We start from the raw sequence: 19,966 nt of genomic DNA, 5'->3' as shown, positions 1-19,966 counted from the left end.
TATCTAGGCGAAGTGTCGCAATTTTTTGAGGCCCTTTAATGCGCAGCCATCGATCAGAGAGTGATCTTACTGCGCCGTCTCCAATTGGGTTCAAAATGATTGTCCCATCGATTGAATCTTGTGCGTCAGTGATCCAGTCATCTGAAATAGAGTGGATTCTGGAAATTAGCGTGACGTGCCCCAATAGCGGAAACCGCCGTTGAATAGCGAGACAGGAACCTGTTTGCGGGTGAGGGAGCCATAATGGCTGCGCCCCACAATGCGCCATGCTGCGCGCAAATTCGTTAGACTGAAACAAAGACTGCGACATGTCAGCATGATGACGGGCGCTACATTAACACCAAGTAAACGAAATTAATTTTGTGCGTTTACAGTTTGGAAACGAGTCGCGTTGATATTTTGTGCATGATCTTTTTGCTTTTCATATCGTTCGCGTCGCTGGTATGGCTGCTTGTTTGCCCGGTTGAAAAGGGGCAGCGAAAATCGGGCCAGCTCAGCACGCGGGCCCGAATTGGTTTGCAGTTGCAAGTTGTGCCAAGAAATCACACAATCTTTACAAGCGCATGCCGTTTTTTACCCGCACTCAGCTTTATCGGAGAGGCTAGCGTCGCTTGGTCAATCATCATGCCAGAGTCTGTCAGCGGAGCGTCGTCGATACGTGCACCACTTTCGGCGATCAGGCGCTTGGCATCTTTACCGGACTTTGCAAGGCCCGTGCGAACAATCAACTGCACGATTGAAATGCCGTCACCAATTTCGTCGGCGGTTAGTTCTAGCGTCGGCAAATCATCTCCAACGCCGCCCTTTTCAAACACCTCGCGCGCCGTGGCTTCGGCCGTTCTAGCGGCATCGGCACCATGGCAGAGCGCGGTGACTTCATTGGCCAATATGATCTTAGCGTCGTTGATTTCCGAACCGGCAAGAGCGCCAAGGCGATCACATTCATCGACCGGCAATTCCGTGTACAGTTTCAGGAAACGCCCGACATCGGCGTCCGTTGAATTTCGCCAGAATTGCCAAAACTCGTATGGGCTCAGCATATCGGCATTCAGCCACATTGCTCCGCCCTGACTTTTGCCCATTTTGCGCCCGTCGCTTGTGGTAAGCAATGGCGAGGTTAGACCAAAGATCTGATGATCCAAAACGCGGCGTGTCAGGTCAATGCCGTTAACGATATTGCCCCATTGATCGGAGCCGCCCATCTGCAAGACACAGCTGTAACGGCGATTGAGTTCAAGGAAATCATATGCCTGGAGGATCATATAGTTAAATTCAAGAAAACTAAGCGATTGCTCGCGATCCAGACGCGACTTGACCGACTCAAACGACAACATGCGATTGACGCTGAAATGGCGCCCGATGTCGCGTAGGAATTCGAGGTAGTTCAAACCATCCAACCACTCAGCATTGTTCAGCATCAGGGCGTCGGACGGCCCATCGCCATAGGCTAGGTATTTGGCAAAAACCTGTTTCATGCCATCAATGTTCGCGTCGATCTGCTCTGGGCCCAACAAGGGGCGTTCGTCCGATCGGAACGACGGGTCACCGACCTTTGTGGTGCCGCCGCCCATCAAGGTAATCGGGCGATGACCGGTCTTTTGCAACCAGCGCAGCATCATGATGTTCAGCAAATGCCCGACATGCAGGGATTTGGCCGTGGCATCATACCCGATATAAGCCGTTACCACCCCATTGGTCAGCGCATCGTCCAGGCCTTGATAGTCGGTACAATCGGCCAGATAGCCGCGTTCCATCATGACATGCAGGAAGTCCGATTTGGGATGGTAGGTCATGGGCGTTCCCCTTTATGATTGCGTCCGCACCTATAAGGTGGCTGACCGCTAAGGGGAAGAGAATGTTGGGGCCAGATCCTGTTTGGGCGGTGGGCGCGATGTCCGGTACTTCGTTGGATGGTGTCGATGCTGCTATGGTGCAGACCGACGGGCGCGATGTTCTGACCTTCGGCGCGACGGCTTATCGCGAATATCGGCCAGAGGAGCGGGCAATTTTACGGGCTGCTTTGGGCAAATGGCCGGGCGATGATTTGGACGCCGCGCTGGATGTCACCCATTCCGTCCACGCTGAGGTTTTAAACCCATTTGAGGCGGCGCAGATCGTCGGGTTCCACGGTCAGACATTGGCGCATGACCCAAAGGGCAGGGGAACGCATCAATTGGGCGATGGGCAGGCCTTGGCCGAAACACTGCAAAAACCAGTGGTTTGGGATTTTCGCAGTGCGGATGTCGCGCTTGGTGGGGAAGGGGCGCCGCTTGCACCATTCTTTCATCACGCCTGCGCCCGTTGGGCCAAGCTGCGCGCACCGGTCGTATTTTTGAACCTTGGCGGCGTTGGAAACCTGACCTGGGTCGACCCGAGCATTGATAGGCCGGAAAAACCCGATGCCTTGCTGGCCTTTGACACAGGGCCGGCGAATGCGCCGCTGAATGATCTGCTTCAGGAACGGCTGGGGCGGGCCTATGACAAGGACGGGGCTTTGGCGGCAAAGGGCAAGGTAGAAGAAGGCGCGTTGGAGCTGTTCTTGGACGATGCCTATTTTCGCAAACTTCCGCCGAAATCGCTCGACCGGGACGATTTCGCGTTGATGCTGGATCTGGTGCGAGAGTTGAGCGATGCCGACGCCGCCGCGACCATGACGGCAATGGCCGCGACCGCCGTCATGATCGGGATTGAACATTGCCCGAGCGAGCCGGAACGCGTTCTGGTCACGGGCGGCGGGCGGCACAACCCGGTGATGATGCAAATGCTGGCCGCCGGGCTGGATTGCCCGGTGGAACCGGTTGAGGCGATCGGGCTGGACGGCGATATGCTTGAGGCGCAGGCGTTTGCCTATCTGGCGGTGCGTGTGGCGCGGGGGCTTCCGACTTCTGCACCCAGCACGACCGGAGTTCGGGCTGCCGTTGCGGGGGGCACAATCAGTCGTCCGAGTTAAAAACGCGCACGGCTGGTGGAGCAGGACCATCTAGGCAGAACAACTTGCCCCGCCAAGCACGCAGAACTTGGCGCAATGGGGATGGTTGAGTGGCACGTCGGCTTCGGCCTCAGCCAAGGTGGCGCCAAGATCAAACGCGGTGTCGTAGGGCAGCAAGGTGCAGGCCACGACCGATGGAGCGGCCCCTTTGCGTTTGACCACCATCCGCGAGGAGGCGCACATCACGCTGTCGGGCGTTTTGCCAAGAATGCCCCAACAGGCCGTGGTGATTTCCGGCACTTCAACGGTCAAATCCATCTCGGGGAAAATCACCGTTTGCGCAGGGTTTAGGGCGTCGATGGCAAAGTCTTCGGCCATGAACAACTCGGCAAATCCGGCGCGGGTTTCGGCCTCATCCTCGTGCCAAAGGCTGCGGCCCGCCACCGTCATTTGAAGTCCGGTTTCCTTCAGCCAGCGCATGCCGCGAAGGGTTTTGTCAAAGCTGCCCGCGCCGCGTTCTTTGTCGTGAAAGTCGCGCCGCCAATGGTCGAGCGAGACGCGCAGCGTCAGGTGCTGCCCAAATTCGGCGGCCAATTGCGCAAGCCCGGCCTGTACGCGGGGCCGCATCATCGGGCGCATGGCATTGGTCAGCACCAACACCTCAAAGCCGCGCTGCAAGGCGTCGCGCAGCATGGCGATAATGTCGGGGTTCATGAACGGCTCGCCCCCGGTGAAGGCGATTTCGCGGATCGGCCAGCCACGTTCGGCGATTTGATCCAGATAGCCCACCACCTCATCTGCGGTCAGATAAACAAGACGATCGTTTTCGGGCGAACTTTCAATATAGCAGTTGCTGCATTCGATGTTGCACAGCGTGCCGGTGTTGAACCAAAGCGTTTCAGGCCGGGTCAAGGCCACGCGGGCGCGGTCTTCGCCTGCTGCGGTTTTCAGCGGATCCCGAAATTTACCCGCATTCGCGGTGTGCTGCGTCGAATCTTTCATCAAAGTTTTGCCTTTGCCGTCTCTGCGAGAGATAATTAGCGCGGCCTGTCCTGCCCAACCAGTGCTGATGCCTTGGCAAAACGCCATTGTGATGATGGCATCAGTGTTAGACATTCGGATCGGCTTGGTTTAAAGCAACACTCGTTAGCGCTAACGGGCGCAGATCACACAATACGGAGCATTTGGTCCATGGTCTCACGCGTTATTCCTGTCGATCCGTTCGACCTTGTGATTTTTGGCGGCACTGGCGATCTGGCGCGGCGAAAAATTCTGCCGGGGCTGTTCCGGCGTTTCTGTTCTGGGCAAATGCCGGGGGAAGCCACGATTGTTGGCGCGGCCCGGTCCGAAATGGACGACGACAGCTATCGCACCTTCGTGCGCGAGGCGATCGTGGAATTTGGGGGCGGGCGTCATTGCGAAGATGGCACGCTGGACGAATTCCTTAAGCACATTGGCTATGTCACGATTGATGCGCGTGGCACTGGCGGGTGGGATGATCTGGCCGGTCGGATGCGCGATGGCATCGTGCGGGCCTTCTATTTCTCGGTCGCACCGGCGCTGTTTGGCGATATTGCGGAACGGCTGCACAATTATGGGCTGGCGACCCCCGAAAGCCGGATCGTGGTGGAAAAGCCGTTCGGCAAGAACCTTGAGACTGCCCGCGCCCTGAACAAAACATTGGCGCAGCATTTCGACGAGACGCAGATCTACCGGATTGACCATTATCTTGGCAAAGAAACCGTTCAGAACCTGATGGCGGTGCGCTTTGGCAATATGTTGTTTGAGCCGCTATGGAATAGCCAATACGTCGATCACATTCAGATCACCGTGGCCGAAACCGTGGGCGTTGGCGGACGCGGCGGGTATTATGACACTTCGGGTGCGATGCGCGATATGGTGCAGAACCACCTGATGCAGCTGCTGTGCCTGATCGCGATGGAGCCGCCCGCACGGTTCGAACCGGACGCAGTGCGCGATGAAAAGCTCAAAGTCATCCGTGCGTTGGAGCCGGTGGATTATCATCACATCGTGCGCGGCCAATATGGCGCGACCGACACGCAACCGGGCTATCGTGACCACGTGGAAAACCCGCGTTCGACCACGGAAAGCTTCGTGGCGCTGAAATGCCATATCTCAAACTGGCGTTGGGCAGGGACACCGTTTTACCTGCGGACGGGCAAGCGGCTGAAATCGCGCAGCTCGGAAATCGTGGTGGTGTTCAAGGACACGCCGCATTCGATCTTTGAAGAGGACGCGGGCCGCCATCGCAACGTGCTGGCCATTCAGTTGCAGCCGAACGAAGGAATCACGCTGGGCGTGACCATCAAAGAGCCGGGGCCGGGCGGGATGCGCCTGATCGACGTGCCGCTTGATATGACCTTTGCCGATGCGCTTGGCCCCGAGGCCGAGGAAGTGCCGGACGCCTATGAGCGGCTGATCATGGATGTGATCCGCGGCAACCAGACGCTGTTCATGCGCGGCGATGAGGTTGAGGCGGCATGGGCCTGGACCGATCCGATCATCGAAGGCTGGACCCGTCGCGGCGAAGTGCCGAAACCTTATGACTCGGGCAGCACCGGGCCGGATGATGCCCTGATGCTAATGCACCGCGATGGCCGCAAATGGAGAGAGATCCGCTCATGAGTTATACGCTGATTGAATACGCCGACCGCGAAATGCTGGCGATTGATCTGGCGAACAAACTGGCGGGGGAATTGACCTCGGCGCTGGATCACGAAGATCGGGTCACACTGGCAGTGCCGGGCGGCACGACGCCTGGGCCGATCTTTGACGATCTTTGCGCCGCCGATCTGGATTGGTCTCGGGTGGATGTGCTGCTGACCGATGAACGCTGGGTGCCCGAAGATAGCGAGCGGTCGAACACACGGCTGTTGCGGCAACGGCTTTTGGTCAACCGGGCGGCGGCGGCGCGATACCTGCCGCTTTACGCCAAGGCGGACGAACCCGAAGAGGTGCTGGCCGAGCTTGAAAGCCTGATCGTGCCACAATTGCCGCTGACGGTGGTTCTGCTGGGAATGGGCGCGGATATGCACACTGCGTCGCTGTTTCCCGGCGCGGATAAGCTGGCTGAGGCGTTGGATGCACATGCGCCGGTCCTGATGCCGATGCGTGCCCCCGGCGCGCCTGAGCCGCGCATCACCCTGACCGCGCGTGTATTGGACCAAGCGTTACAAAAACATATCGTGATCTTCGGGTCCGAAAAGCGTAATGCACTGGAAGCCGCTGCGCGGTTCGACAAACAACAGGCACCGGTTGCGTCTGTCCTGTCTGGCGCGACCGTTCATTGGGCGGAGTAATTTGATGTGGACTGAATTGAAGGCATTGGCGGACGCATATGGCGACCGCCACATCCTCGATCTTTTTCAAAACGGCAATCGGGCAGAGGCGTTTTCTGTCAAAGATTGCAACATGTTGTTCGACTATTCGAAGACGCAGATTGATGATGAGATCCGCGCAGGTCTGATCGCTGTGGCGGAAAAGGCCGATCTGGCGACGCGCCGCGATGCCATGTTCGGTGGCGCCAAGATCAACGAAACCGAAGGCCGCGCCGTGCTGCACACCGCCCTGCGCAATCTGAACGGCACCCCGGTCGGGGTGGACGGGCAAGACGTCATGCCCGAGGTGCTGGCCACCTTGGACAAGATGTCTGCCGTCGCCGAAAATGTGCGTGCCAGCGATTTTACCGATGTGGTGAACATCGGGATCGGCGGGTCTGACCTTGGTCCGGCCATGGCCTATATCGCGCTGTCGCCGTATCATTCCGGCCCGCGCTGCCATTTCGTATCCAACGTCGACGGGGCGGATATTGCCGACACACTGGCGGGGCTGGACCCGGCCAAGACGCTGTTTATTGTCGCCTCCAAGACCTTCACCACGATTGAAACCATGACCAACGCCCGCACCGCGCTGGCGTGGCTGGAAAAGGCCGGGCTGTCGGCGGACGGGCGCTTTATTGCGCTGTCCTCGAATAAGGAAAAGGCGGCGGAGTGGGGCATCCCCGAAGACCGCGTTCTGGGCTTCGAAGACTGGGTCGGCGGGCGCTATTCGATGTGGGGGCCGATTGGCCTGTCGCTGATGATCGGCATCGGCCCGGACAATTTCCGTGATTTCCTTGTGGGCGGTCAGGCGATGGACCTGCATTTTCGCAACGCGCCGTTTGACCAGAACATGCCGGTAATGCTGGCGCTTGTCGGCATGTGGCACAACCAAGTGTTGGATTATGCCACCCGCGCGGTGCTGCCCTATGACAACCGTCTGGCGCGTCTGCCTGCCTATCTTCAACAGCTTGAGATGGAGAGCAACGGCAAAGGTGTCAGCATGGACGGCGCGGATCTGACCTGTCAATCCGGCCCGGTGGTCTGGGGCGAACCCGGCACCAATGGCCAGCACGCGTTTTACCAGCTGATCCACCAAGGCACTCGTGTTGTGCCTTGCGAATTCCTTGTTGCCGCCGAAGGGCATGAACCCGATCTGGCGCATCATCACGCGCTGTTGGTCGCCAACTGTCTGGCCCAGTCCGAAGCGCTGCTGCGTGGCCGCGATCTGGATGAGGCGCGCGGCAAAGTGGCGGATAAGTTCGAAGGCGATGAGTTGGAGCGTCAGGCCCGTCACCGCGTCTTCCCCGGCAACCGGCCCACAACGACTTTGGCCTACCAAAAGCTGACGCCGCAGATGCTTGGCCAGATCATCGCGCTCTATGAACACCGCGTGTTTGTTGAGGGGGTGATCCTTGGCATCAACAGCTACGATCAGTGGGGGGTTGAGCTTGGCAAGGAACTTGCAACCGCTCTGGGGCCACTGGTGACGGGTGAAACCGGCACCGATGGCAAAGACGGATCGACTGCGCAACTCGTTCAGTACGTCCGTTCGTTCCTCTAAGTGTTCCAAGGTGCTATAGGCGGCGGCCAGTGATGGCCGTCGCCTTTTTTTTGCGCAGGTCAGGCGTCCGATTTCGCCGCCAGTGCGCCTGCGATCTTTTCGCTGACAAAGCCAAAGATATTGCCAAGGATCATCGAGATCACGACCACCCCTGCCGCTTTGGCCACGGCGGCAAAGTCACCAATCGCAACGCCGGTCAGCAGGCAGAAGGCCGCTGTTGAGGCATAGCCGTAGACCGCCGCCGGGATGGTGGCCAGAAACGGCAGATGCGCGCCCAGAACCAGCACGACCACCGATGCGCCAACCAGCGCCGAGGTCACGATGACCGACCCGCCAACCATGCCAACGATCACCAGCGCGACAGTGGCGACAACTGCGCCCCAAACGTGGTTGATGGCTGATTTCGTCAAACCGTCGGCCCCGCCGCCGGTGTGGTAAAAACTCCCCCATGCAATGAACAAGGCCCAGACCTGAAGCCCGAACGAGGTGCCAAGACACAGCCAAGTGGCCACGGCCGCCAATGCGCCGATTGAGATGGCCAATGCGTTAATCAGATTCATCTACTCCTCCCTTTTCGGTCGCGGCAGATGAGGACCGCGACGCTGAAACGTTAGGCTGAGGCGCGAAATCTGAGAACTAGACCATGGTTTCTGAAACTTTGGTGGCGCAGTCTATAAGACCGTAGGATCAAAGTCTGGCTGGGCGAGGGTGAAGCCGCTAAACTGAAATCCGGGCGAAACGGTACAGCCGACCAGAGTGAATTCCCCTGTGGTTTCAGCCGCTTGCCAGTGGCTTAGGGGAACGATCGCCTGCGGTGCCTCGCCCTGCCCAAAGCCGATTCCCAGCCGGTGTTGATGGGCCTTGCCGCCTTCGGGCGGGGCAATGTGCAGGATCAGCGGGGCGCCTGCATAGTAGTGCCAGATCTCGGTCGCATCGACTTTATGCCAATGGCTCCGCTCGCCCTTCTTCAACAAAAAGTAGATGCAAGTGCCTGAGGGGCGGCCATCCTCATCGGCGATCCACGTCTGGCGGTAATGCCCTCCCTCTGGATGAGGGCTCAGGTCGAAATGGGCGATTAACTCATCTGCGGTCATGGGCTGTCCTGTGGGCTAGGGCGCGGCAAGAAAGGCCCGGATCGCGGTAAGCGCGGCCTCGGGTTGATCGTCGATCACATCATGGCCCGCGCCGGGAATATCGACAAGTCGCGCATCGGCGTATTGGGGCAGGCGGGTGCGTTGCAGCGCGGCGCCGATCCAAGTGTCACAGGCTCCGGTCATAAATAGGATCGGGCCTTGATAGGCAGTGCCTTTGGCGAGGGTGTCAAAATCTGCCGGGGGGGCCTGCGATGCGGTCTGGCTGGCCACGGCCCCGAAGCGCCACGCGGGGCTGTCAAAGGGATCGCCTTTGCAGTGATATGGGTTGCCGGGGGCATTGGCGAAACGATGCACCATTTGGCCCCAGATATGGTCTTTCTGGGTGTCATGATCGACCGGAGTCAGCTTGAACGCTTCGATCCCGGCGGTCAGGGCATCCCATAGAAAACTAGGGCCTGACATATAGCTCTTGGCGCGGGCCTGCCATGCTGCGGCCTCAGCCGCGTTCAGGAACCCCGGTTCGATCAGCACGGCGCTGGCGACCTTTTCGGGGTGCGCCCCTAGGTACGCATGCGCCAGCATAGCACCCCAGCTATGGCCGATCAGCGTGACCGGCTGGTCAAAGCTTGAGGCCAGCGCGTCCAGCTCCTCCATGTAGCCTTGCAGGGTCAAACGCTCGGCAGGCACCCGTTCCGACAGGCCCGCGCCGCGTTGGTCATAGAATAGAACGTGATGCGTGCCCGACAACGCCGACAAGGGCAGCAGCGACCGATGATCGCCGCCCGGACCGCCATGCAACACGATGATCGGCGGGGCCTCTGCCGCGCCGGAGGTGGTCAGGTGAAGCGCAATACCGTCCACGCTGCGCCGGGGAAGGGTTTTGTCGTTTGAAACCGTCGGCGGCACCGGCGCGGGGTCAGAGACAAGCCAGATCCCTGCCACCAGAACCACCGCCACGCCAACAAGTCCGCCAAGGCCAATAGCGGCCCATTTCAAAAGTCGCATCAAATCAATCCAACTGAACCAAACAGGCTCAAGTTAGGAAAGCAAAGCCGATGGTGCAACCGCGCCGGGCCAAACAGAAAGGGTAAGGGCGCCCGCGATAGAGTCAGCGTCTCAGCGATCATGCGCATGGAAGGCTCGGCCCGCGTGCGGGTGGATCTGACCGGGGCTTGAGATTCCCGCATAAGTTGCATATCCTCCTGATATTTTCAGGAGGGCATTTTGAAACTCAAGACAATTCTAGCGTCCTTGGCCTTGGGTCTTGGTTTGACCTCAGCGGTACAGGCCGGCATTCCGGAAAAGGTGACGCGCCAATGCCCGTTCGGGTTCGGCAAAGCCACCTATACTGCGACGTTGTCCTGCTCGTCATTTGGGGGAAGAATCTATATCAGCGGCAAACAGCCTTCTAGCTGCGAATTCGTGACGGTGCTGCCGCTGTGCTCCAAACACGGGGTGCCGCTTTATACTTCGTTCAAAAAGGGCGATGCCAAACTGCTGCGGCAGATCGTGAAAACCGAAGGCTACAAGGCCCTGTTGAACAAAACGCGTTTTGAACGGGCCGCCTATATCGACGACACATTGCAGCGCCTGAACCCTGAGCAGCGGTTCATTATGCTGCGCGACGGGTATTTCCACGAGGGCAACAAGACCTACTCTGACCCCGCCTATCTGAAGCTGTTCAAAGACGCCGCCAATGCGGTGCTTAAGGATTTTCCCAAAGATCAACAGCCGTGGTTTGTTGCCTCGGCGGCGTATATTCAGGCCCGCTCGGGCGAGGTTGAGAAGGCGCGCCGTTTGTTGGCCTTTACCGATAGGTATAAGGGCGAGGGGGCGGATAGGTTCCGCGTCTATGCACGGGCCTTGCGGGCCTGTTTCAATGATATGTCCGCGCCATCTTGCGATCCTTACACAAGGATTGACCTGAAATGAAAAAAGCCCCGCCAGATCGGCGGGGCTTTGGTATGTCGGCAAGCGCCACGATCACTTGAGGATGGAGCGGCCTGCGTATTCAGCGGTTTCGCCCAGCTGCTCTTCGATGCGGATCAGCTGGTTGTACTTGGCAAGCCGGTCCGAACGGGCCAGCGAGCCGGTCTTGATCTGACCGCAGTTGGTGGCCACCGCCAGATCGGCAATGGTGGCATCCTCGGTTTCGCCCGAGCGGTGCGACATCACGTTGGTGTAGCGGGCGCGGTGCGCCATATCGACGGCGCGCAGCGTTTCCGTCAGCGAGCCGATCTGGTTGACCTTCACCAGCATCGAGTTGGCAACGCCTTGGGCAATGCCATCGGCCAGACGGGCGGGGTTGGTCACGAATAGATCGTCACCGACCAGCTGCACCTTGTCGCCCAGTTTGTCGGTCAGGATCTTCCAGCCTTCCCAGTCATCTTCGCTCATGCCGTCTTCGATCGAGATGATCGGGTAGTCGGCGCAGAGCTGGGCCAGATAGTCGGCGTTTTCTTCCGAAGTCAGCGACTTGCCTTCGCCAACCATTTCGTACTTGCCGTTCTTGTAATATTCGGTCGAGGCGCAATCGAGGGCCAGATAGATGTCTTCGCCCGGCTTGTAGCCTGCCTTTTCAATCGACGACAGGATCAGATCCAGCGCGGCGCGGGTGCTTTCGATGTTGGGGGCAAAGCCGCCTTCATCGCCCAGACCGGTCGACAGGCCCGCAGCGGTCAGTTCTTTTTTCAGCGTGTGGAACACCTCTGAGCCCATGCGCACGGCGTCGCGGATGTTCGCGGCCGACACGGGCATGATCATGAATTCCTGAATGTCGATAGGATTGTCTGCATGTTCGCCGCCGTTGATGATGTTCATCATCGGAACCGGCAGAACGCGGGCCGAGGTGCCGCCAACATAACGGTAGAGCGGCTGCGCGGTGAAATCGGCGGCGGCTTTGGCCACGGCCAGCGACACGCCCAAGATGGCGTTTGCGCCAAGGCGGGCCTTGTTCGGAGTGCCGTCCAGTTCGATCATCGCCATGTCGATGGCAACCTGTTCGGTCACGTCAAAGCCAACCAGTGCTTCGGCGATTTCGCCATTCACGGCGGCGACGGCTTCCAGCACGCCTTTGCCCATATAGCGCGACTTGTCGCCGTCGCGCTTTTCCACGGCTTCGTGCGCGCCGGTCGATGCGCCCGAAGGAACCGCGGCGCGGCCCATGGTGCCGTCGTCCAGAATGACGTCAACTTCGACGGTCGGGTTGCCCCGGCTGTCCAGAATTTCGCGTGCGTGAATGTCGATAATGGTGCTCATGGGGCAGGTCCCTCGGATGGCCAATATATTTCGGGCTTGTCATAGCAGGTTGGGCGGGAAAGTAAACGTGCGATTGTTATCGCTAACAGTGCCAATGTGAGCGTCATCATTCGGGGTCGTTACGCCAAAATGCTGCGGATGCGGAATCAGCGGCGGGCCGTGCGGCGCAAAGATTCGCGCCAGATGGAATAAAGCCCCGATCCGACGATCAAAATCGCGCCCAATAGCACCGGACCGTCAGGGCGTTCGCCCAAGATGACTGCCGCAATGATCAGCGTGAAGACCAGCCGCAAATAGCGATAGGGGGCGATGGCTGACATCTCTCCGCTGCGCAGCGAAATGGTGATCGCGCCGTACCCGGCCATGCCCGTCGCCACGATCAGCGCCAAAAGGCCTGTGGCCTGGGCTGATGGCCAGATCGGCGGGGCGCCAATCACCATGAACATCAGCGCCGAGGGCAGCATCGCGGCAAACCCCCAGAACGACAGGAACAGGGTATGCGCCTCACGCGGGACGGACCGGGTGCACAGATCGCGCACCGCAAGCCCGATGGCGGCGACCACGGCAAACATGGCATTGGGGTCAAACCCATCGGTTCCGGGGCGCAGCACGATCAACACGCCGACGAACCCCGCAATCACCGCAAACCAGCGGCGCGGCCCGACCCGTTCGCCGTAGACCAGCGCGGCCCCGGCAGCGATCAGCAAAGGCGTCGCCTGCACAATGGCCGAGGCCACCGCCAAAGGCACCAGCGACAGCGCGACGATGAAGCTTGAAAAGCCCACGGCCTCGGCCCCGATGCGGATCAGCATGGCGGGGTGGCGCAGGATAGGTGAGAGGATCTTGACCCGATACCGCCAGCACATCAGCCCGAACAGCAGGGTCGCCACACCGCCCAAGGCCAGCGTGATCTGCGAATAGGGCACATGCTGGGTGGCCAGTTTGATCGCGAAATCCTCGACCGAGAAACTGGCCATGGCCAGCACCATGAACAAGATGCCTTTGACGTTATCCATTGCCGGTCCTCCTAGGGGTAGTGGTATGGGGTCGGGCCGTGCTGTGCCAGCGTTGAATTGTACCGCAACAAAGCGTGGCGCTGGTCGCGGCGGCGCGGTATCTATTTGCTATGACGATGCAAACACTTCCCCTGACCAAAGATCTTGTCCTGATAGGCGGCGGCCATGCCCATGCGCTGGTGCTGCGGATGTGGGGGATGAACCCCTTGCCCGGTGCGCGGGTGACGGTGATCAACCCCGGTCCATCCGCGCCCTATTCGGGGATGCTGCCGGGGTTCGTGGCGGGGCACTACGGCCGCGATGATCTGGACATTGATCTGGTGCGGCTGGCGCGGTTTGCCGGGGCGCGGGTGATTTTGGGCGCGGTGGATGGGATCGACCTGTCCGCTGGCACGGTGCATGTGCTGGGGCGGCCTCCGATCGGGTTCGATGTGGCCTCGGTTGATGTGGGGATTTCGTCGGAAATGCCCAGCATGCCGGGGTTCATGGATCACGCCATTCCGGCCAAGCCCTTGGGCCCGTTCGCGGCCAAGTGGGATGCGTTCCGCCAAGGCAAAGGTCCGGCGCGGGTGGCGGTCATAGGCGGCGGTGTGGCGGGGGCCGAGCTGGCGATGGCGATGGCCCATGCGCTGCACCATCGCGGGCGGTTTGAGGCGGTGACGCTGATTGATCAAGGCAAGGTGCTGTCGGTGCTTGGGGCGGGGCCAAGGGCCAAGGCGCTGGCGGCGCTGGCGCGGCTGCGGGTCAACGTGATCGAAAATGCCGAGGTGCAGGCGATTGAGCCGGGCGCGGTTCTGCTGGCCGATGGTCGCCGGATTGAGGGCGAGTTTATCAATGGCGCCGCCGGAGCGCGGCCTTGGGATTGGATCGGCGGCACGGGGCTTGATCTGCATGAGGGGTTCATCAAGGTCGATGCCCAGCTTCGCAGCTCGGACCCGCGCGTTTTTGCGGCGGGCGATTGTGCGCATCTGACCGAAAGCCCCCGCCCCAAGGCGGGCGTCTTTGCCGTGCGTCAAGCGCCGGTTTTGTTGAACAACCTGAAAGCCGCGCTGGGGGCCGGGCGGATGAAACCGTATCGCCCGCAAAAGGACTACCTCAAGCTGATCTCGCTTGGCGGACGAGAGGCGCTGGCCGAAAAGAAGGGCCTGCCGCTGGCTGGGCCGCTGATGTGGACGTGGAAGAACCATATCGACCAGAAGTTCATGCGCATGTTCCGCGACTATCCTTCGATGCACGCGCCCACGCTGCCCAAGATCCGTGCCGCCGGGGGCGAGGCGCTGGCCAAGCCGCTTTGCGCTGGGTGCGGCTCGAAGCTGGGGAAAGCGGCGCTGTCCAATGCGGTGGCGGGCCTGCCCAAATGGCGGCACGATGTGCATCCTTTGCCGGGGGACGATGCTGCGATGCTGTGGATGGAGGGCATTCGGCAGGTTGTCACCGTCGACCATCTAAGCGCCTTGACCGATGATCCGGCCCTGATGACCGAGATCGCGGCGATCCACGCGCTGGGTGATGTCTGGGCGATGGGCGCGCAACCACAAGCCGCCTTGGCCCAGATCGTGGTGCCGCGCATGTCGCCTGCGTTGCAGGAACGCACGCTGAGCGAAATCATGGAGGTCGCGGGCCGCGTCATGCAGGCCGCTGGGGCCGAGATCATCGGCGGCCATTCCACCATGGGCGCGGGCATGACCATCGGCTTTACCGTCACTGGCCTGCTGGATCGTCAGCCGATTGCCCTGAGCGGGGCGCAGCCGGGGGATGCGCTGATCCTGACCAAGCCGATTGGCACCGGTGTGCTGATGGCGGCTGAAATGGCGGGCAAGGCCAAGGGCGCTTGGGTGGCCAATGCCTTTGCCAGTATGGTGCGCCCGCAGTCGGATGCGGCGCGCATCTTGGCCGAGGCGCATGCCATGACCGATGTCACCGGCTTTGGCCTTGCGGGCCATCTGGCCGGGATTTGCGAGGCGTCGGGCACGGGCGCGGTGCTGAGGCTGGCCGATATTCCAGTGCTGGACGGGGCGGTGGAGCTGTTGGCGCAGGGCATCGAAAGCAGCCTGTTCGAAGACAACCGCGCCTTGGTTCCGGGCCTGCCGGACAAGAAAAGAGCGCGGCTGTTGTTCGATCCGCAAACCTGCGGCGGGCTTTTGGCGGCGGTTGATGCGGCAGATGCGAAGCGCCTTCTAAGTGATTTAAAGAAAAGCGGATATCAGGCGGCGATCATTGGCCGGATCACCGATCAACCGGGCTGGTACGGGCTGGATTAAAGCGCGGCTTTGATGCGCATCGCCAGATCGGCGATCCCGGCCTCATCCAGCGTATCGGTGGCGAACACCGCTTGCGTGTCCGAGCCGATGGACTGGCGCGATTTGGCATAGGCCAGATCGTAATGCTGTTCCATCAAGGCGCGGGTCAGGCCGGGTTTGTCACCCGCATCAATCTGCGCCATCCAGCCGTCAATCACCGCGCCGCCGCGATGCGCCTTCAGCGGGCTGAGCTTATCGCGCAGTCCAACGGTGTCGGACAGGATGTCGTTATAGGCCGTCACCAGATAATCGGTGCGGGCCTCAATCGGGGCCTCAATCTCAAACCGGGGGGCTTTTTTCATCAAGTCCCACAGCATGGGCGGCACGATCCGCTGCCCGATTTTGGAGCTTTCAGCCTCAACAATCACCGGGCGGGTTGGGTCCAGCGCACATAGCGCGTGGGCCAGATCGCTTTCGAACGCCTTCTGGCTGGGCTGGTCGCCCATTGTCCCCAGAAGCGAGCCGCGATGATTGGCCAGCCCCTCAAGATCCAGCACCTGCACGCCCAAACCCGCCAGCTTGCGCAGCACATCGGTTTTCGCGGTGCCGGTGTAGCCATCCAGCAGGATCACCTGATGCGGCAGGGGCGTTTCATAGAGGTAGGCGAAGACCAAGCGGCGATAGGTCTGATAGCCGCCCTTGATGACCTCGGCCCGCCAGCCGATCTGTTGCAGCATCCATGTGAACGACCCAGACCGCTGCCCGCCGCGCCAGCAATAGACCAAGGGCCGCCATGCGCCTTCGTGATGCGACAGGCGCTTTTCCACATGGTCGGCCGCATTGCGGAACACCAAAGCTGCGCCCAGCTTGCGGGCCAGAAACGGGCTTTGCTGTTTGTAGATCGTGCCAACACGCGCCCGTTCTTCGTTGTTCAAAACCGGGCAGGACATCGCACCGGGGATGCGATCCTCGGCAAACTCTGCAGGACTGCGCACGTCGATGATCGTGTCAAATCCGTGGGAATATAAGTCGGGAAGGGTTTTGAACTCTAGGGCCATGGCCCCGTTTATCCGCGTTGCGCAAGCAAGTCCATTAGGTGGCTGGCCGATCCGCGCAGCGGGGCATAGTCATCATCGACCACATGCACGGGGAATTGCGCCAGGAAGGCCGAAAAACGGCCCTTGTCGAGGAAGTGCTGCTCAAACCCCATCGGATCAAGGAAGGGCGTGATGTGGCGCGCGACGCCGCCGACGAAATAAATCCCGCCGAAGGGAAGTTGAATCAGCGCCAGATCGCTCGCCCAATGCGCCATGATGCGGATGAAAGTCTGCATGGTGGCCACGGCTAGGGCATCGGTGCCAGCGGTGGCGGCCTCAACAATCGTCGGGATTTCCGCCTGCGGGGCAGGCAGGCCATCTTCCACATGTAGCCAATCGTAAATCTTGCCGATCCCACGCCCCGAGATCGCCTCTTCGCAACCCGCCATGCCATGATCACCCGCCAGATAACGCATCAGGCGCAGGTCGGCATCCGTATGGACGGGCAGGGTGACGTGACCGGATTCCGACGGAGGAACAAGGGTTTGCCCGTCTATCCGATACACCAGTGCCGCGTTCAGCCCTGTGCCGACATTCAGCACCAGACGCGCGGCATGATCGCCGGAAGCGTTGCCGGTGCGCACCGTGTGCAGGTTTTCGGCGGGCACATGCGCCAAGGAATGGCCCTGCGCCTGCAAGTCGTTCAGCACCGCGACCGTATGGGCGCCCGTGCAGGCGGCGATCTCATCGCGGCAGACTTGCCAGTTGAGGTTGGTCAGCGTGCCAACCCCATTGAACACCGGCCCGGCCATGTCAACGCAGGCCGCATCAGGACGGACATCCTTGTCAGACAAGTAGTCGGTCAGCACCTCGTAGATGCTGGAATGATCGGCATTGCGATAGCGCTGCACCGTGTCGATCAAGACCTCACCGCCGCGAGTCAGCGCAACACGAGTGTTCGTGCCGCCGATATCGGCAACGATAGCGCTAACTTTGTCGCTGCTGATCGTGTCGGTCGCCTGTTGCATGATTCACCCTTTGAGCGCTGATGTTAGCGCGTGATAAGAGTTTTTCGGTGTGCGTTCCAGTGTTTCGAAGTGAACATGCACCAGGCCGAAGCGTTTTTCGTAGCCCAAGGCCCATTCGTAATTGTCCAAAAGCGACCAGACAAAATAGCCATCGACCGGCACGCCTTCGTCGATCGCTTGCCGAACTTTGGCCAGATGCCGGTTGATGTAGTCAATGCGGGCAGGGTCATCGACCACGCCATTTGCCACCACATCCGGGCTGGCCAAGCCGTTTTCCGTCACTATCAGCGGCAGATCGCGGGTGTATTCGGCCTGCGTGCGTTTCAGGAAGTTGTACAGTCCTTCGGGATAAATTTCCCATCCCATCAAGGTTTTAGGCAGGGGGCCTTCGACCTCTTCGTGGCTGGGCCATGGCTGATTGTTGGGTTTGATGACTTTGCGCGTGTAGTAATTCAGCCCGCACCAATCTACCTGGGTCGAGATGGTCGGGAAATCGTCTTGCCAGTTCTTTGGCAAATGCTGTTCCAGACCGTCCAGAACGATCTGCGGATAGGCCCCGTTGAACACGCCGCCCAGATACCAACGGTTGTAATACCCATCATACAACTCAGCGGCGCGGATCGCCTCGGGGGTGTCATCGGCGGGGGTGGCCCATTCGAAGTTGAACACCGCGCCAAGGTTTTTCATCCCCAAGCCGCGCATCGCCTCAATCGCGCGGCCATGGCCCAGCAGGACGTGATGCATGGCGCGGGCGGTGGCGCGGATGTCGCGTAGGCCGGGGGCGTGATGGCCTAGGAAATGGCTGAGCCAGGCCACGCACCACGGTTCGTTGATGGGGGCGACGGAATGCATCCGGTCGCCGATCCTGCCCATGATGACCTCGGCGTAATCGGCGAACCAATTGGTGATATCGCGGTTGCGCCAGCCGCCAAGATCGGCCAGCGGCTGCGGCAATTCCCAGTGGTAGAGCGTGGCGCAGGGCTTGATCCCGCGTTCTAGCATGGCATCAGTCAGGCGGTCATAGAAATCAAGGCCCTCGGGGTTGGGCGTGCCGCGTCCTTCGGGCAGAACCCGCGCCCAAGAGGTTGAAAACCGGTAACAATCAAAGCCCGCCGCCGCGACCAGATCAAGGTCTTCTTCGTAGCGGTGATAGTGGTCACAGGCGCGGCTGCCGTTTTCGGCGCGAACGACGTTGCCGGGTGTGGCGGCAAAGCTGTCCCAATGGGTGGGGCCTGCGCCGCCGAACCCGTGGCCTTCGATTTGATAACTGGAAGTGGCGGTCCCGAAGAGGAAGCCTTCGGGAAAATCGCTGCGTTTGAACTGCATAGAATGGTCCTTAGCTGGGCGCGCGGCCCGTGGAATCGCCGATGATCAACTCGGCCTCCAGCATTCGGGTTGGGGGAGTTTCGGGCTTTTGGTCAATCATGCCCAGAAGCATTTTGGCCGACAGATACCCGGCTTCGCGTACCGAGGACCGGGTGGCGGTGAAGATCGGAACGGAATCGCCGTTTTGCAGGTAGCTCAGATCGTCGTCATGGGTGATGATCGACACATCGCGCCCCATTTTCAGCCCGGCGGCATCAATGGCGCGGCGCACGCCGATGGCGGTGATCATCGAGGACACTAGAAAAGCGGTCGGCGGGTTGTCACGGGCCAGCAGATCCTGCGCCGTGCGATAGCCGTAAATCTCGGTCATTTCCTCTGAGAAGAGCAGGGCGGGATCCACCTCCAGCCCCGCTTTGGCCATGGCGTCGGTATAGCCCGCGCGGCGGCGATAGGCGAAATCCATGTCCTCAAGCCCATTGATCAGCGCAATGCGGCGATGGCCCAGATCGGCCAAATAGGCGGTGGCCCGTTGAAAGGCACGCTTGTTGTTGATGTCGACCCAAGCATAGCCCGTGTCGGCCTGAGATGCGCGGCCATGCACGACAAATGGGATCTCTAGATCGGTCAGCAGGGGAATGCGGGGTTCGATCATGCGCGGGCCATGTACGATCAGCCCGTCCACATTGCCCTTGGCTTTGATCTTGCGGTAGGCGCGTTCTTCGTTGTCATCGGCCACAAGCGTCAGAACCATTTCGTAGCCAGCTTGCGAATAAGCCTCGCCTGCGCCTGCGATAAAGTCGCCGAAAACCGGGTTCACCATCTCATGTTTGTTTGACACTGGGATCACATGGCCAATCGCCATGGCGCGGCCCGTGGCCAAACCTTTGGCGCGGATGTTGGGGCTGTAATTCATCGCTTTGGCGGCGGCCTGAACACGTTTGCGCGTCTCTTCATTGACCTCGGGATAGCCGTTCAAGGCGCGGCTGACCGTGGTTTGAGAGAGCTTCAAGTGCTCAGAGAGTTGTTTAAGATTTACAGCCATGTGGTCCCAAAGCGCTTTAATATTCCCTCCATAATCCACATTGAGCGGGGTTTGGAAAGTAGTTTTTTGGCGGCATGATTTTAGCTGCACTGCA

At 60.1% G+C, this 19,966-nt stretch carries 17 protein-coding genes; 6 read left to right on the top strand and 11 right to left on the bottom strand.

Features of this window, described 5'->3' with window-relative positions; translation table 11 throughout:
• Positions 1-542: 542 nt before the first annotated feature.
• Positions 543-1,793: a tyrosine--tRNA ligase gene (gene tyrS, locus PRI8871_RS12945; RefSeq protein ID WP_108886652.1), complete on the bottom strand. Its 1,251-nt coding sequence runs from the start codon at positions 1,791-1,793 to the stop codon at positions 543-545.
• Between the two features lie 62 nt (positions 1,794-1,855).
• On the opposite strand from tyrS, the gene PRI8871_RS12940 reads away from it, so the two are divergent.
• Positions 1,856-2,950: an anhydro-N-acetylmuramic acid kinase gene (locus PRI8871_RS12940; protein ID WP_108886651.1), complete on the top strand. Its 1,095-nt coding sequence runs from the start codon at positions 1,856-1,858 to the stop codon at positions 2,948-2,950.
• Between the two features lie 30 nt (positions 2,951-2,980).
• Here the strand turns inward: PRI8871_RS12940 and PRI8871_RS12935 are convergent, their stop codons facing one another.
• Entirely contained in the window at positions 2,981-3,931 is a 951-nt protein-coding gene (locus tag PRI8871_RS12935; protein ID WP_108886650.1) for a radical SAM protein, read from the bottom strand.
• A 189-nt stretch (positions 3,932-4,120) separates the two neighbouring features.
• Between PRI8871_RS12935 and zwf the strand changes: the two genes are divergently transcribed.
• The 3 genes from zwf to pgi are packed head-to-tail and all read left to right on the top strand — an operon-like array spanning position 4,121 to position 7,831.
• Complete coding sequence (gene zwf / locus PRI8871_RS12930; protein ID WP_108886649.1) at positions 4,121-5,575, top strand: glucose-6-phosphate dehydrogenase; 1,455 nt, start codon at positions 4,121-4,123, stop codon at positions 5,573-5,575.
• Positions 5,572-6,249, top strand: coding sequence for a 6-phosphogluconolactonase (pgl, locus tag PRI8871_RS12925; RefSeq protein ID WP_108886648.1), 678 nt, complete (start codon positions 5,572-5,574; stop codon positions 6,247-6,249). Before zwf ends, pgl begins: the two co-directional genes overlap by 4 nt.
• Positions 6,250-6,253: 4 nt before the next feature.
• The gene (gene pgi / locus PRI8871_RS12920) at positions 6,254-7,831 is read left to right on the top strand and encodes a glucose-6-phosphate isomerase (protein ID WP_108886647.1); all 1,578 of its coding nucleotides are present in this window, start codon (positions 6,254-6,256) and stop codon (positions 7,829-7,831) included.
• Positions 7,832-7,890: 59 nt separating this feature from the next.
• On the opposite strand, the gene PRI8871_RS12915 is transcribed toward pgi, so the two are convergent.
• The 3 genes from PRI8871_RS12915 to PRI8871_RS12905 form a co-directional block, all read right to left on the bottom strand.
• Positions 7,891-8,391, bottom strand: coding sequence for a DUF1097 domain-containing protein (locus PRI8871_RS12915; RefSeq protein ID WP_108886646.1), 501 nt, complete (start codon positions 8,389-8,391; stop codon positions 7,891-7,893).
• Positions 8,392-8,502: 111 nt separating this feature from the next.
• Positions 8,503-8,925, bottom strand: coding sequence for a cupin domain-containing protein (locus tag PRI8871_RS12910; RefSeq protein ID WP_108886645.1), 423 nt, complete (start codon positions 8,923-8,925; stop codon positions 8,503-8,505).
• Positions 8,926-8,940: 15 nt separating this feature from the next.
• Entirely contained in the window at positions 8,941-9,930 is a 990-nt protein-coding gene (locus tag PRI8871_RS12905; RefSeq protein WP_108886644.1) for an alpha/beta fold hydrolase, read from the bottom strand.
• 219 nt (positions 9,931-10,149) lie between these two features.
• Here PRI8871_RS12905 and PRI8871_RS12900 point away from each other — a divergent pair, with 219 nt between their 5' ends.
• Positions 10,150-10,857: a hypothetical protein gene (locus PRI8871_RS12900; RefSeq protein WP_146188687.1), complete on the top strand. Its 708-nt coding sequence runs from the start codon at positions 10,150-10,152 to the stop codon at positions 10,855-10,857.
• Between the two features lie 51 nt (positions 10,858-10,908).
• On the opposite strand, the gene eno is transcribed toward PRI8871_RS12900, so the two are convergent.
• Both eno and PRI8871_RS12890 read right to left on the bottom strand, forming a co-directional pair.
• Positions 10,909-12,183: a phosphopyruvate hydratase gene (eno, locus tag PRI8871_RS12895; RefSeq protein ID WP_108886642.1), complete on the bottom strand. Its 1,275-nt coding sequence runs from the start codon at positions 12,181-12,183 to the stop codon at positions 10,909-10,911.
• A gap of 146 nt (positions 12,184-12,329) precedes the next feature.
• A complete protein-coding gene (locus PRI8871_RS12890) occupies positions 12,330-13,199 on the bottom strand; it encodes a DMT family transporter (RefSeq protein WP_108886641.1) in 870 nt (289 codons plus the stop codon).
• A gap of 110 nt (positions 13,200-13,309) precedes the next feature.
• On the opposite strand from PRI8871_RS12890, the gene selD reads away from it, so the two are divergent.
• Entirely contained in the window at positions 13,310-15,460 is a 2,151-nt protein-coding gene (gene selD, locus PRI8871_RS12885; RefSeq protein WP_370742039.1) for a selenide, water dikinase SelD, read from the top strand.
• On the opposite strand, the gene mnmH is transcribed toward selD, so the two are convergent.
• The 4 genes from mnmH to PRI8871_RS12865 are packed head-to-tail and all read right to left on the bottom strand — an operon-like array spanning position 15,457 to position 19,872.
• A complete protein-coding gene (gene mnmH / locus PRI8871_RS12880; protein WP_108886640.1) occupies positions 15,457-16,497 on the bottom strand; it encodes a tRNA 2-selenouridine(34) synthase MnmH in 1,041 nt (346 codons plus the stop codon). The genes selD and mnmH overlap by 4 nt on opposite strands.
• 8 nt (positions 16,498-16,505) lie before the next feature.
• Positions 16,506-17,504 carry a glucokinase gene (locus PRI8871_RS12875; RefSeq protein ID WP_245897863.1) on the bottom strand — a complete coding sequence of 333 codons (999 nt, stop codon included), beginning with the start codon at positions 17,502-17,504 and terminating at the stop codon, positions 16,506-16,508.
• 3 nt (positions 17,505-17,507) lie between these two features.
• Entirely contained in the window at positions 17,508-18,830 is a 1,323-nt protein-coding gene (locus PRI8871_RS12870) for a GH1 family beta-glucosidase (RefSeq protein WP_108886639.1), read from the bottom strand.
• 10 nt (positions 18,831-18,840) lie between these two features.
• The gene (locus tag PRI8871_RS12865) at positions 18,841-19,872 is read right to left on the bottom strand and encodes a LacI family DNA-binding transcriptional regulator (RefSeq protein ID WP_108886638.1); all 1,032 of its coding nucleotides are present in this window, start codon (positions 19,870-19,872) and stop codon (positions 18,841-18,843) included.
• Between the last annotated feature and the right edge of the window lie 94 nt (positions 19,873-19,966).

It is taken from the genome of Pseudoprimorskyibacter insulae (genome assembly GCF_900302505.1).
GTDB lineage: Bacteria > Pseudomonadota > Alphaproteobacteria > Rhodobacterales > Rhodobacteraceae > Pseudoprimorskyibacter > Pseudoprimorskyibacter insulae.
The sequence above is the reverse complement of the archived record's forward strand: the minus strand, read 5'-3'. Positions and strand labels throughout refer to the sequence as shown.

What these genes read in the sequence shown, in the direction of transcription:
- tyrS (WP_108886652.1), bottom strand. Translation starts at nt 1,793, where the DNA reads ATGACCTACCATCCCAAATCGGACTTCCTGCATGTCATGATGGAACGC.
- PRI8871_RS12940 (WP_108886651.1), top strand. Translation starts at nt 1,856, where the DNA reads ATGTTGGGGCCAGATCCTGTTTGGGCGGTGGGCGCGATGTCCGGTACT.
- PRI8871_RS12935 (WP_108886650.1), bottom strand. Translation starts at nt 3,931, where the DNA reads ATGAAAGATTCGACGCAGCACACCGCGAATGCGGGTAAATTTCGGGAT.
- zwf (WP_108886649.1), top strand. Translation starts at nt 4,121, where the DNA reads ATGGTCTCACGCGTTATTCCTGTCGATCCGTTCGACCTTGTGATTTTT.
- pgl (WP_108886648.1), top strand. Translation starts at nt 5,572, where the DNA reads ATGAGTTATACGCTGATTGAATACGCCGACCGCGAAATGCTGGCGATT.
- pgi (WP_108886647.1), top strand. Translation starts at nt 6,254, where the DNA reads ATGTGGACTGAATTGAAGGCATTGGCGGACGCATATGGCGACCGCCAC.
- PRI8871_RS12915 (WP_108886646.1), bottom strand. Translation starts at nt 8,391, where the DNA reads ATGAATCTGATTAACGCATTGGCCATCTCAATCGGCGCATTGGCGGCC.
- PRI8871_RS12910 (WP_108886645.1), bottom strand. Translation starts at nt 8,925, where the DNA reads ATGACCGCAGATGAGTTAATCGCCCATTTCGACCTGAGCCCTCATCCA.
- PRI8871_RS12905 (WP_108886644.1), bottom strand. Translation starts at nt 9,930, where the DNA reads ATGCGACTTTTGAAATGGGCCGCTATTGGCCTTGGCGGACTTGTTGGC.
- eno (WP_108886642.1), bottom strand. Translation starts at nt 12,183, where the DNA reads ATGAGCACCATTATCGACATTCACGCACGCGAAATTCTGGACAGCCGG.
- PRI8871_RS12890 (WP_108886641.1), bottom strand. Translation starts at nt 13,199, where the DNA reads ATGGATAACGTCAAAGGCATCTTGTTCATGGTGCTGGCCATGGCCAGT.
- selD (WP_370742039.1), top strand. Translation starts at nt 13,310, where the DNA reads ATGACGATGCAAACACTTCCCCTGACCAAAGATCTTGTCCTGATAGGC.
- mnmH (WP_108886640.1), bottom strand. Translation starts at nt 16,497, where the DNA reads ATGGCCCTAGAGTTCAAAACCCTTCCCGACTTATATTCCCACGGATTT.
- PRI8871_RS12875 (WP_245897863.1), bottom strand. Translation starts at nt 17,504, where the DNA reads ATGCAACAGGCGACCGACACGATCAGCAGCGACAAAGTTAGCGCTATC.
- PRI8871_RS12870 (WP_108886639.1), bottom strand. Translation starts at nt 18,830, where the DNA reads ATGCAGTTCAAACGCAGCGATTTTCCCGAAGGCTTCCTCTTCGGGACC.
- PRI8871_RS12865 (WP_108886638.1), bottom strand. Translation starts at nt 19,872, where the DNA reads ATGGCTGTAAATCTTAAACAACTCTCTGAGCACTTGAAGCTCTCTCAA.